This window comes from Corallococcus sp. CA049B, from assembly GCF_003611685.1.
Classification (GTDB): domain Bacteria; phylum Myxococcota; class Myxococcia; order Myxococcales; family Myxococcaceae; genus Corallococcus; species Corallococcus coralloides.
The window spans coordinates 1-12161 of the sequence record NZ_RAWC01000257.1 but is presented as its reverse complement, the minus strand read 5'-3'; the positions used below and the strand labels follow the sequence as shown (position 1 = coordinate 12161).

General features: G+C 69.1%; 10 protein-coding genes. 5 read left to right on the top strand and 5 right to left on the bottom strand.

Annotated elements, in window-relative coordinates:
• A partial coding sequence (locus D7W82_RS34595) for a pseudouridine synthase (protein ID WP_147439700.1) occupies window positions 1-749 on the top strand: 749 nt, incomplete at its 5' end.
• A 44-nt stretch (window positions 750-793) separates the two neighbouring features.
• Window positions 794-2197, top strand: coding sequence for a Si-specific NAD(P)(+) transhydrogenase (sthA, locus tag D7W82_RS34590; protein WP_120622387.1), 1404 nt, complete (start codon window positions 794-796; stop codon window positions 2195-2197).
• A gap of 12 nt (window positions 2198-2209) precedes the next feature.
• On the opposite strand, the gene D7W82_RS34585 is transcribed toward sthA, so the two are convergent.
• Together D7W82_RS34585 and D7W82_RS34580 are read right to left on the bottom strand one after the other, a co-directional pair.
• Window positions 2210-2539 carry a hypothetical protein gene (locus tag D7W82_RS34585; protein WP_120622386.1) on the bottom strand — a complete coding sequence of 110 codons (330 nt, stop codon included), beginning with the start codon at window positions 2537-2539 and terminating at the stop codon, window positions 2210-2212.
• 9 nt (window positions 2540-2548) lie between these two features.
• Window positions 2549-2911 carry a nuclear transport factor 2 family protein gene (locus tag D7W82_RS34580; protein ID WP_120622385.1) on the bottom strand — a complete coding sequence of 121 codons (363 nt, stop codon included), beginning with the start codon at window positions 2909-2911 and terminating at the stop codon, window positions 2549-2551.
• Between the two features lie 157 nt (window positions 2912-3068).
• Here D7W82_RS34580 and fusA point away from each other — a divergent pair, with 157 nt between their 5' ends.
• The 3 genes from fusA to D7W82_RS34565 all read left to right on the top strand — a co-directional run bounded on the left by fusA (window position 3069) and on the right by D7W82_RS34565 (window position 8255).
• Window positions 3069-5186, top strand: a complete 2118-nt coding sequence (gene fusA / locus D7W82_RS34575; protein WP_120622384.1) for an elongation factor G — start codon at window positions 3069-3071, stop codon at window positions 5184-5186.
• 104 nt (window positions 5187-5290) lie between these two features.
• Window positions 5291-7231, top strand: coding sequence for an ABC-F family ATP-binding cassette domain-containing protein (locus D7W82_RS34570; protein ID WP_120622383.1), 1941 nt, complete (start codon window positions 5291-5293; stop codon window positions 7229-7231).
• A gap of 109 nt (window positions 7232-7340) precedes the next feature.
• Window positions 7341-8255 carry a flagellar motor protein MotB gene (locus D7W82_RS34565; RefSeq protein WP_120622382.1) on the top strand — a complete coding sequence of 305 codons (915 nt, stop codon included), beginning with the start codon at window positions 7341-7343 and terminating at the stop codon, window positions 8253-8255.
• An 11-nt stretch (window positions 8256-8266) separates the two neighbouring features.
• Here D7W82_RS34565 and D7W82_RS34560 read toward each other — a convergent pair whose 3' ends face one another.
• From D7W82_RS34560 to D7W82_RS34550, 3 genes are all read right to left on the bottom strand, one after another.
• Window positions 8267-10162, bottom strand: coding sequence for an OPT family oligopeptide transporter (locus D7W82_RS34560; protein WP_120622381.1), 1896 nt, complete (start codon window positions 10160-10162; stop codon window positions 8267-8269).
• 70 nt (window positions 10163-10232) lie between these two features.
• Window positions 10233-10715 (bottom strand): peptidylprolyl isomerase, encoded by a 483-nt coding sequence (locus tag D7W82_RS34555; protein WP_120622380.1) that lies wholly within the window; start codon window positions 10713-10715, stop codon window positions 10233-10235.
• A gap of 75 nt (window positions 10716-10790) precedes the next feature.
• Window positions 10791-12068: a dicarboxylate/amino acid:cation symporter gene (locus D7W82_RS34550; RefSeq protein ID WP_120622379.1), complete on the bottom strand. Its 1278-nt coding sequence runs from the start codon at window positions 12066-12068 to the stop codon at window positions 10791-10793.
• Window positions 12069-12161: the final 93 nt, after the last annotated feature.

Sequence of the window (12161 nt, the reverse complement as noted above, 5' to 3'; positions counted from 1 at the left end):
ACCGCTGGGAGGGCAAGGAGAAGCCGGACTGGCTCTCCCGCGCGCTCGCCCGCGCGGGCGCCATGCCCCAGGACGAGGCGGACGCCGCCATCAAGGCAGGCCGCGTGACGGTCAACGGCCGCGTGGCGACCACGCCCCTGACGCCCGTGCCCCCCGACGCCGTCATCAAGGTGGACGGGATGCCGGTGCGCAAGGGGGCGCCCACGCACGTGCTGGCCTTCCACAAGCCCGCGGGGGTGCTGACGTCCACCGCGCGCCAGCACCGCACGGGCACGGTGTTCGAGCTGCTCTTGCCCCAGCTGCCCCTGGAGCTGAACCGCTTCACCTGGCACGCCGTGGGCCGGCTGGACGTGGACACCACGGGCCTGTTGCTCTTCACCAACGACGACAAGCTGGTGGCCCACGCCACGTCCCCGGAGACGAACCTGCCCAAGCGCTACGTGGCCACGGTGTTCAGCACCGCGGACGACGCGAAGGTGGAGCCGCTGCGCCAGGGGATGATGCTGGATGACGGCCCCGCCCGCCCCGCGGTGGTGCGCGTGCGCGACGAGCACACGGTGGAGGTGATTCTCACCGAAGGCCGCCACCACCAGGTGAAGCGCATGCTGGGCGCCGTGGGGCTGCCCGCCCGCGCGCTCCACCGGGAGGCGGTGGGCGACATCACCCTGGACGACATCCCCGAGGGCGGCTTCCGGCTGCTCACCGAGGAGGAGGTCCGCGAGAAGCTGAATTACTCCGGCCGGGACTGACTTCCGGGTGCCCTGGCCCCCCGGCATGGGGTTAGGGTGGGCCCATGGCGGACTTCGACCTGGTGGTCATCGGATCAGGCCCCGCGGGTGAATGGGGCGCGGTGCAGGCCTCGCTCTCGGGGAAGCGGGTGGCGGTGGTGGAGCGGGAGCCGGTGCTCGGCGGCACCGCGGCCAACACCGGCACCCTCCCCTCCAAGACGCTGCGCGAGACGGCGCTGCACCTGTCCGGCTTCAAGGCGCGCGGCCTCTACAGCGTGGACGCGACGCTGCGCCACGAGGCCACCGTCTCCGACTTCCTCTTCCGCGAGCGCCGCGTGAAGCAGATGGAGCGCGAGCGCATCCACAAGAACCTCCAGCGCCACGGCGTGACGCTGTTCCAGGGCGCCGGCTCCTTCGTGGACGCGCACACCGTCGCGGTGAAGCGCGACGGCGCGGAGGTCGCCCGGCTCTCCGCCGGCACCGCCCTCATCGCCACCGGCTCCACCCCGTACCGCCCGCCGCTGTACCCCTTCGGCGACCCGCGCGTGCACGACTCGGATGAAATCCTCGACATCACCACCCTGCCCCGCACGCTGGTGGTGGTGGGCGGCGGCGTCATCGGCTGCGAGTACGCGTGCATGTTCGCCGCGCTGGGCATCCCGGTGACGCTGGTGGAGGTGAAGAACGACCTGCTCAACTTCCTGGACGCGGAGGTGGGTCAGCTCTTGCGCGACTGCATGGAGACGCTGGGCGTCCGGCTGCGCCTGGGCCAGACGGTGGAGTCCGCGCACGTCCCGGAGTCCCACTCGGAGCCCATCCGTCTGAAGCTGTCCACGGGCGAGGTGCTGGAGGCGGATCAGGTGCTGGTGGCCTCTGGCCGCACCGCGAACACCGCGGGCCTGGGCATCGAGGCGCTGGGCGTGAAGCAGGGCAAGCGCGGCCAGATTGAAGTGGGGCTCGCGTACCAGACGGCCGTGCCGCACATCTACGCGGTGGGGGACGTCGTCGGCTTCCCCGCGCTGGCCTCCACGTCCATGGAGCAGGCCCGCATCGCGGTGGAGCACGCGTTCGGCCCGGGCAAGCGCACGCTCACGCCCATCCTGCCCTACGGCATCTACACCATCCCGGAGGTGTCCATGGCCGGCGACACGGAGGAGTCGCTGCGCGCGCGCGGCATCCCCTACGTCGTCGGCCGCGCCACCTTCGACACCAACCCGCGCGGGCAGATCATCGGGGAGAAGCAGGGCCTCTTGAAGCTGCTCTTCCACCGCGACGACATGAAGCTGTTGGGCGTGCACGTGCTGGGCGAGCAGGCCTCGGAGCTGGTGCACGTGGGGCTCACCGCGCTGCTCACCGGCTCCACCGCGCAGCTCTTCGTGGAGACCTGCTTCAACTACCCGACGCTGTCAGAGGCCTACAAGGCCGCCACCTACGACGCGTTGGATCAGGTCCGCGTGAGCAGCGCCTGATCCCCCCGCGCCCTAGCGCGAGTCCTTGAGGCTGCCCACCGTGAGGCCCGACTCGCGGGGGGCCACCCGGTTCACGCCGTCCGAGGACACCCGGGCCAGCGGGGGCGCGACGGCGGGCGGCGGGGCCTTCGAGGCCGAAGCCCTGGGGGCCGCACCGCCGCTCTGCCCCGGAGCGCCCTGGAGCAGCGAGCGGATCCGCTCCCAGCGGACCTTCTCCTCCGCCACCAGCCGCACCAGCTCCTCGCGGGCGGAGGCGTCCTGCAGGTCCGCGGCCGCCGCCGCCACCTTGTCCATGAAGGGCAGCAGGTATCCGAAGTCCCGGTCGAAATTGGGCGTCGCCATGGGGGCACCTTAGCCGTGGTAGACGCGCGACGCGACGATGCGCCCGCCCTTCACCTCCAGCACCTCCGCCACCGGCAGGGGGGCCTCATCGGGCGCGTGGCGCAGGTACTCCATGAACACCCGGTCCCCGTCCGCCGTGAGGGCCGTCTCCTCGTAGCGCAGGCCCGGCAGCCGGGCGATGGCGTCCCTCCACCACCGCTCCAGGGCCGGCCGGCCCACCAGGCGCCCGCCCGTCTCCGGGTGCAGGACGCGAATCTTGGGCGAGGTGTGTGTTGCATCCTCCGCGTACAGCGCCACCAGCGCGGTGACGTCGTGGGCGTTGAAGGCCTTGAGCCATGCCCGGGCCAGGGAGAAGTTTTCGCTCGCGCTCATTGTTATGAGACCTCAGTCGGAACAGGGACAGCGGAAAGTAGGCGGATGTACGCCCCGCGTCATGCGGATTTGTCTGGTAACTGGGTCCTGTGGGAAGTAAGGGCCCCGCCTGCTCTGTTCCCTCAGGCAATTTTTTCAATAGAAGAAGGACCGGATCGTGGCCTCCAACGTACCCATCGAGAAGATTCGTAACATCGGTATCTCCGCCCACATCGACTCGGGCAAGACGACGCTGTCCGAGCGCATCCTGTTCTATACGGGCAAGATCCACGAGATCCACGAGGTCCGCGGCAAGGACGGCGTGGGCGCGGTCATGGACTCGATGGACCTGGAGCGTGAGAAGGGCATCACGATCCAGTCCGCCGCCACGTACGCGATGTGGGGCGACTACAACATCAACCTGATCGACACCCCGGGACACGTGGACTTCACCATCGAGGTGGAGCGCGCGCTCCGCGTTCTCGACGGTGCCATCCTGGTGCTCTGCTCCGTGTCGGGCGTGCAGTCGCAGTCCATCACGGTGGACCGCCAGATGAAGCGCTACAAGGTTCCGCGCATCGCGTTCATCAACAAGATGGACCGCTCGGGCGCGAACTACGACCGCGTCGCCGCGCAGCTGAAGGAGAAGCTGGGCCACCACGCGGTGAAGCTCCAGTACCCCATCGGCGCGGAGGACCGCTTCCAGGGCCTCATCGACCTGCTCTCCATGAAGGCGTTCTACTTCGACGGCGAGAACGGCGAGCACATTCGCGAGGAGGCCATCCCCGCGGACATGCTCGACGAGGCGAAGCTGCGCCGTGACGAGATGATCGAGGGCATCGCCAACGTCGACGACGAGCTGGGCGAGGCCTTCCTCATGGACCCGGCCTCCATCTCCGAGGAGCAGCTGCGCGCCGCCGTGCGCCGCGCCACCATCGCGCTGAAGATGACGCCGGTGATGTGCGGCTCCGCGTACAAGAACAAGGGCGTGCAGCTGCTGCTCAACGCGGTGTGCAGCTACCTGCCGAACCCCAAGGAAGCGACCAACGAGGCGCTCGACCAGAAGAACAACGAGGCCAAGATCATCCTGGAGTCGGACCCGACCAAGCCCTTCGTCGGTCTGGCGTTCAAGCTGGAAGACGGCCGCTACGGCCAGCTCACCTACATGCGCATCTACCAGGGCAAGGTGAGCAAGGGTGACTTCATCATCAACCAGGTGAACCAGAAGAAGGTCAAGGTTCCGCGCATCGTCCGCATGCACTCGTCGGAAATGCACGACGTCAACGAGGCCACGGCCGGCGACATCGTCGCGCTGTTCGGCATCGAGTGCGCCTCCGGCGACACGTTCACCGACGGCACCGTGCAGTACACGATGACGTCCATGTTCGTGCCGGACGCGGTCATCTCGCTGGCGGTGACGCCGAAGAACCGCGACACGCTGGCGAACTTCTCCAAGGCGCTCAACCGCTTCCACAAGGAAGACCCCACCTTCCGCGTGCGCCGTGACGAAGAGTCCGCGCAGACCATCATCAGCGGCATGGGCGAGCTCCACCTGGAGATCTACATCGAGCGCATGAAGCGCGAGTACAACTGCGAGGTGGTCGCCGGTAAGCCCCAGGTGGCGTACCGCGAGACCATCTCCCAGAAGGGCGAGTTCGCGTACACGCACAAGAAGCAGACCGGTGGTTCGGGTCAGTTCGCGCGCGTGTGCGGCTACGTGGAGCCCCTGCCCTCGGACGCCGTGCAGCAGTACGAGTTCGTGGACGACATCGTCGGTGGCTCCATCCCGCGCGAGTTCATCCCCGCGTGCGACAAGGGCTTCCAGGAGGCCGTGAAGAAGGGCAGCCTCATCGGCTTCCCCGTGGTGGGCCTGCGCGTGGTCATCAACGACGGCGCCTTCCACGCGGTCGACTCGTCCGAAATGGCGTTCAAGACGGCCGCCATCATGGGCTTCCGCGAGGGCTACGCCGCCGCCAAGCCGGTCATCCTCGAGCCGATCATGAAGGTGGAAGTCACGGCTCCGGAAGACTTCCAGGGTTCCGTCGTGGGCCAGCTGAACCAGCGCCGCGGCACCATCCTGGAGACGGGCACCGCGGAAGGCTACGTCACGGCCGTGGCGGAAGTGCCGCTGAACACGATGTTCGGCTACTCCACCGACCTGCGCTCCGCCACCCAGGGCAAGGGCGAGTTCACGATGGAGTTCTCCAAGTACATGCCCGTGCCCCGCAACGAGGCCGAGGCCCTGATGGCGCAGTACAAGGAGAAGCAGGCCGCGGAGCAGGCTGCCCGCAAGTAGTCCGGGTGCCCACGCCGCACTGGCTGTAGGAAGGGCGCTCCCCGCTTCAAGTGGGGGGCGCCCTTTTTCTTTCTTCCGTCCCCCTTTTCGAAAGGTTCCTTTCCGTGACGCTGCTTCGCGCCGCCAACGTCCAGCTCGCCTTCGGCAGCCGCACCGTCTTCGAGGGCCTCACCTTCACCATCGAGGAGGGCGAGCGCGTGGGCCTCGTGGGCGTCAACGGCTCCGGCAAGTCGTCCCTGATGAAGATATTGGCCGGCGCGGCGAAGCCGGACCTGGGCGAGCTGCAGCTGCGCCGGGGCGCGCGCGTCACCTACCTGCCCCAGGAGCCGGAGTTCCCCGAAGGCGCCACCGTGCAGAGCGAGCTCGCCGTGTCCCAGGCGCCGCTGAAGGAGGCGCTGGACGCGCACGCGGAGCTGTCCCGGAAGCTGGAGGCGGACCCCGCGCACGCCACCCCGAAGATGCTGGAGCAGCTGTCCGCGCTGAGCGACCGGATTGAGCAGGCGGGCGGCTGGGACACGGAGCACCACGCGAAGACGCTGCTGGACCGCCTGGGCGTGAAGGACTGGGACCGGCCGGTGGCGCAGCTGTCCGGAGGCCTGCGCAAGCGCGTGGCCATTGCCCGGGCGCTGCTCACGCGCCCGGACCTGCTGCTCTTGGACGAGCCCACCAACCACCTGGACGCGGACACCGTGGACTGGCTGGAGGACGAGCTGGACAAGCTGCCCGGGGCGCTCCTGCTCGTCACGCACGACCGCTACTTCCTGGACGACCTGGTGGACCGCATCGTGGAGATCCAGCCCGGCGGCGGCCTCGTCTCCTACCCCGGCAACTACGCGGCCTACGTGGAGCAGAAGCTCGTGGCCCAGGAGAACGCGGAGACGGCGGAGCACAAGCGCGGACGCTGGATTGCCCAGGAGGTGGCCTGGCTGCGCAAGGGCCCGGAGGCGCGGCGCACCAAGAGCAAGGCCCGCATCGAGCGGGCGCAGAAGCTGCTGGCGGAGAAGGGCTTCCAGCGCCCCAAGGTGGCGGACCTGAAGGTGGTGGCCGCTCCCCGGCTGGGCCACACCGTCATCGAGGCAGAAGGGCTGAAGAAGTCCTTTGGCGACCGCAAGGTGCTGGACGGCGTGGACTTCCGGCTCCAGCGCGGCGAGCGCGTGGGCTTCCTGGGGCCCAACGGCGTGGGCAAGACGACCTTCCTGCGCGTGATGCTGGGGGAAATCCCGGCGGACAGCGGCAAGCTCGTCATCGGGAAGAACACCAAGGTCGCCTACTACGATCAGCAGCGCGCGCAGCTGGATCCAGAGCAGACGGTGTACGACGCGGCCTCCAACGGCGAGGACCACGTGGAGCTGGCGGACCGGAAGGTGGCCCTGCGCGACTACCTGGAGGACCTGCTCTTCCCGGTGCCCATGCAGCGCATGAAGGTGGGCGCGCTGTCCGGTGGCGAGCGCAACCGGCTGCTCCTGGCGCGGCTGTTCCTGGAGGGCGCCAACGTGCTGGTGCTGGACGAGCCCACCAACGACCTGGACATCGTCACCCTCAACATCCTGGAGCGGCTGCTCCTGGACTTCGCGGGCAGCACCCTGCTGGTGACGCACGACCGGTACTTCCTCGACAAGGTGGCCACCGCCATCCTCTCCTTCGACGGAGAGGGCAAGGTCACCCGCTACGAGGGCAACTACGACATGTACAAGCGGCTGCGCGAGCAGTCGCAGGCCGCCGCGCTCAAGGCCGCCGCCGCGCAGAAGAAGGACGAGCAGAAGAAGGACGAGCCCCGCGAGGAGCCCGCCCAGAAGCCCGCGCAGAAGAAGCCCGGGAAGCTCTCCTACAAGGACCAGCGCGAGCTGGACGGCATGGAGGCCACCATCGAGGCCGCGGAGAAGCGCAAGGCGGAGCTGGAGGCGAAGCTGGCCGACCCCGCCGTCTACAGCCAGGGCTCCAAGGTCGCGGAAGTCAATCAGGCCCTGGAAGCCACCACCGCCGAAGTGGATCGGCTCTATACGCGATGGCAGGAATTGCAGGACCTGGCGGCCGGCACTGCCTGACGCGGCGATATTTGCGCGGGGCAACCATCAATCGGTGGCACCCGTGCATGATTTTCGCGGCGAGGGACTCTGGCTAGAGTCCGCGTCCCTCCGCCTCGGGAGTCGTCACGTGTTTCGTCCGGCCTCGGTCCTCGCCGCTGCCCTTCTGTCCGTCCCCTTCTCCGCCCACGCCCTGGAAAGCGGCCCCAAGAGTCCGCTGCCCATCTTTGACCTGCAACGGCTGCGCCTGGACCCGGCGGCCTTGGGGTCGCTGGTGGTGGGGACGGGCCGGACGCTGGAGTCCGGGCAATTGCGTGTGGCGTTGAACTACCACTACGAGCAGCTGCCCCTGCACTTCCAGACGCGCTGGGAGCCTGGCGAGGGCACGGGCCTGGTGGAGAACAAGATGACCGCCCACCTGACGGTGGCCTTCGGCGTGCTGTCCTGGCTGGAGGTGGGCGGTGAGCTGCCCTTCATCCTGACGCAGGGGGGGAAGCCCACGCTGGATTACTTCGGGCCGAACTCCGGGGGCATCGCCACGCCGTGGCTGACGGCGCGGGCCGCCGTGCTGCGCCAGTCGAAGGGCGCCCCCATCAACCTCTCGGTGGGGCTCACCGCGGGGCTGCCGGTGGGCAGCCGCGAGGCGCAGGCGCACGAGGACTACGCGTGGCAGCCGCGTCTGCAATTGGGCTACGTGGGCGAGGGCTTCCAGGTGGGCGGCGAGGCCGGCGTCTTCCTGCGCAAGCGCCAGGACCTGGGCCCCGTGTCCTATGATCCGCGCGACATCGCGGGCAATGAGCTGCGATTGGGCGCCACGGTGACGTCGCTCCACGGCGAGACGACGCGCGGCGAGGTGAGCGTGATTACGGGCATCCCGCTGAACGGGGGCCGGGTGGGGGCGGAGCTGCTCATCGCCATCCGCCGCCATGCCCTGTCCACCCTGGACCTGTATGTGATGGGCGGCCCGGGCGTGGGCGCGGGGTTCGACACGCCCACCTTCCGCTTCGTCGCGGGCGTGTCCTGGGCCACCAGCAAGGTGGACTGACGGCAGGTCCCCTACTTCGGCATGAAGCCGAAGGCCTTCACCATCGCGATGGCGATGCCCAACAGGCTTTCGCCCGCGATGAAGCCGGAGGACACGGGCAGCACCGCGTCCTCGGCGAGCTTCGGCTTCACGCGCCGGAGGAACGCCGCCAGCGCCGCGCCCACGAAGAGGCTGATGGAGCTGGAGCCGGGGATGACGATGGCCAGCCCCAGGCCGGACGCGGTGGGGATGAAGGCCTTCACCTTCGGATGGGCCCAGCGCTCCAGCAGCACCAGCGTGATGCCCAGGAGCGCGCCGCACAGGGCGCCCATGCGCGCGGTGGGGTGCAGCGCGGACACGCCCGAGGCGAGCATCTTCGACACGCCGGCCCAGACCATGGACGCGGGCGCGGGGAACTGCTCCGTGCCCAGCACGTCCGCGGTGGGCACCAGCAGCTTGAAGATGGGCACCACCACCAGGGCGCCCGCGACCACGCCGAACAGCTGCGCGAAGAACTGCTGACGCGGCGAAGCACCCAACAGCCACCCGGACTTGAGGTCCGTGAGCAGGTCCGCCGAGTGCAGCCCCACGCCGCCCGTGGCGTTGGCGCTCATCACGTTGGCGGGGATGTTGCCCGGCGCCAGGCCGCCGAAGATGAGCTGGGTGACGGGACCCAGCGCCTTGGTGGGCGTGGTGTCCGTCTCTCCCGTCACGCGCGACGCGATGACGCCCATCACCACCGCCAGGGGGAGCGCGAGCACACCCGCCCACCACGGAATCTGGAACAGGTAGGCCATGAGGAAGACGGCCACCGGGCCCAGGAGCCCGAAGCCCAGGGGGAACCAGGCCGGGGGGCACTCGATGTCCGCCAGCGGATCCTCGCGAGCGCCCTCCTTGGGCTTCATCCCCACCAGCCCGCCCAGCGCGGAGAACGAGCGCACCACGCTCTTCCACTGGAACGCAAACGACAGCAGGCCGGACGACACCAGCACCGCGGAGCCCGTCCACAGGGACCAGCTGTTGATGGCCTTGTACGTCACCTCCGGGATGACGCCCTGGGAGACCATGGCCGGCGCGAGGAAGCCGTAGTTGAGGATGGCGCCCAGCAACATGGACCAGCCGGTGCGGAAGTTCACCAGCGCGCCCGCGCCAATGAGCAGCAGGCTGAAGTCGAAGGACAGGGACCACTTGCCCGCTTCACGGCCCAGGATGCTGAACGGCAGGCTCACCTTCTCCGGCAGGTTCTTCAGCCAGGTGAAGCGCGCGTCGCGCACCAGCACCAGCAACGCGCCCACCAGCCCCGCCAGGCCCAGGAGGCGCGACTTGCGGCGGGCCACATCGCCGTGGCCGTGCAGCGCGCGGATGGTCTCCGCGGTGGCGGTGCCCGTGGGGAACGGGAGCGCTTCGATGTTGATGAGCTGGCGCTTGATGGGGATGGCGGCGAAGACGCCCAGCGCGGAGATGACGGCGAACCACACCATCAGCCAGCCGGACGACGGCAGCGTCCCGGTGAGCATCAAGAGCGCGGGCACCGCGGCCATGTTGCCGCCGCCCGTCATGTAGCCCGCGGCGGACGCCACGGACCCCATGGCGTTGTTCTCCAGGTCGGTGAACTCGTTGCGCAAGAGCTTCAGCGAGCGCAGCGTGCCGAACACCGCGAAGGCCAGGATGCACGCGGTGATGGTGACGCCCAGGCTCCAGCCCGTCTTGAGGATGACGTAGAGGTTGGACAGGCACATCACCGCGCCAATGAGCATTCCGGCGATGACGGCGCGCACGGTGAGCTGCCGCGCGCCGCCCTGGTAGACGTGCTCCCGCCAGTACAGCTCCGGATCCATGGCCGCGGAGGCACCGGGCCGGTCGGGGACGGCGCCGGGGTCGGGCGCGGGGACGCGGAGCTGGCTGGGGTTCGGGACGGGAGGAACCATGGGGGGCGCAAGATAGTGCACGCCCCCCGGGGTCACGAAACGCTCCGTGCCTCCCGGTCGGGAAAAGGCACTACCCGTGCGCGCCGCCCGGCCCGTGGACGTGGCCGTGCGCCAGCTCTTCCTGCGTCGCGTCACGCACTTCGCGCACGGTGACGTCGAAGTGGAGCGTCTTGCCCGCAAGCGGGTGGTTCAGGTCCACCACGACGTGGTCCGGGTTCACGGCGACGATGCGCAGGGGGACGTCGCCGTCCTCCGTCTGGGCCATCAGCGTGCCGCCCACCTGGGGCAGGTACGTGGTGGGCAGCATGGTGCGGGGGACGTTGCGCACGCCCTCCGGCTTGTGGATGCCGTAGCCCTGCTCCGGCGTCACCACCACCTGCTTGCTGTCCCCCACTCCCAGGCCGTCCAGTTCGCCCTCCAGGCCGGGGACGATCTGCTTGTGCCCGTGCAGATAGGCGAGCGGCTGATTCGGGGCGCTCTGGTCGATGATCTGCCCGTCTCCCAGGTGGAGGCGGTAATCGAGGGCGACGACGCGACCGTTGGCGACTTTCATGCGGCTCAAGCTCCTTGGATGCGAAAGACGGCGGAGGGGGACTTCGGTCAAAGGTGGAACCTGGGTGACGCCACGTCAGGCGGCGGGGGACTGTGCCGCCTCCTCGCCGACCGGCCGGTCGGGGGGCTCGCCGCGCGACACGTACACCGCGGCCGCCAGGTCTCCGGTGACGTTGAGCACGGTGCGGCACATGTCCAGGAAGCGGTCCACGCCGAGGATGAGGCCCAGGCCCTCCACGGGGATGTGGAACATGCCCAGAATCATGGCGATGACGGGGATGGAGCCCGCCGGCACGCCCGCGGTGCCAATGCCCGCCAGCACGCAGATGAACATGATGGTCGCCTGCTGCGTGAGGTCCAACTGCACGCCGTACACCTGCGCGAGGAACAGGACGGTGACGCCCTCGAAGAGCGCGGTGCCGTTCTGGTTCATCGCGGAGCCGGCGGTGAGCACGAAGCGGGACACGTTGCGCGGCAGCTTGAGGTTCTCCTCCGCGACCTTGAGGGCGGTGGGCAGCGTGGCGCTGGAGGAGGACGTGGAGAACGCGGTGACGATGGCCAGCCGGCAGGAGCGGAAGAACTCCACCGGGTTGCGGCCGCCCAAAAAGCGCACGGACAGCGAGTACATGACGAACATGTGGATGCCCAACGCCAGGAGCACCACGCCCACGTATGACGCCAGCTGACCCAGGATGTGGAAGCCCAGGCGCGCCGTCATGGAGAACAGGAGCGCGCCCACGCCCACGGGGGCCAGCTTGAGCACCCCGTCGATGAGCTTCATCATCACGTCATAGAGCCCCTGGATGACGTCCTTGAGGCGCTGCGCGGGCTCGCCCGGCGTGAGCGCCAGGCCCAGGCCGAAGATGAGCGAGAAGACGATGAGGCCAATCATGTCCCCGTCCGCCCCGGCCTTCAGCGGGTTGGTGGGCACCATGGACATGAAGAGCGCGCCCGCGGAGGTGTCCCCGGGGGGCGGCGCGGCCTTGATGCTCGTCCCCGTGCGGGCCAGGGCGCGGGCCTCGTCGCTCAGGCCGTCACCGGGCCGCAGCGTGTTGACGAGCAACAGACCGATGAGCACGGAGATGACGGAGAAGACGACGGTGTAGCCCAGCGTGCGGGCGCCCAGCCGGCCCACCTGCTTCAGGTCCAGCTCCGCCACGCCCACGACGAGCGCGGAGAACAGGAGCGGCACCACCAGCATCAGGAGCAGGCGGATGAAGATCTGCCCCAGGGGGTTGGTGACGTGCTCGACGAGCCAGGTGAGCCAGTCCGCGCTCCCGAACACGGCGTTGCAGACGAGCCCGGCCGCCGCGCCAACGGAGATCCCGAGGAGCATCTTCTGATGGGGCTTCATGAGGGGGCGGAGCCTACCGGTGAAAGGGGGTGGCGCCCACCTCGCGTTCAGGAGAAAGCTTCCGCCCCATCGTGGAAGCCCTCGTCCAGCTCA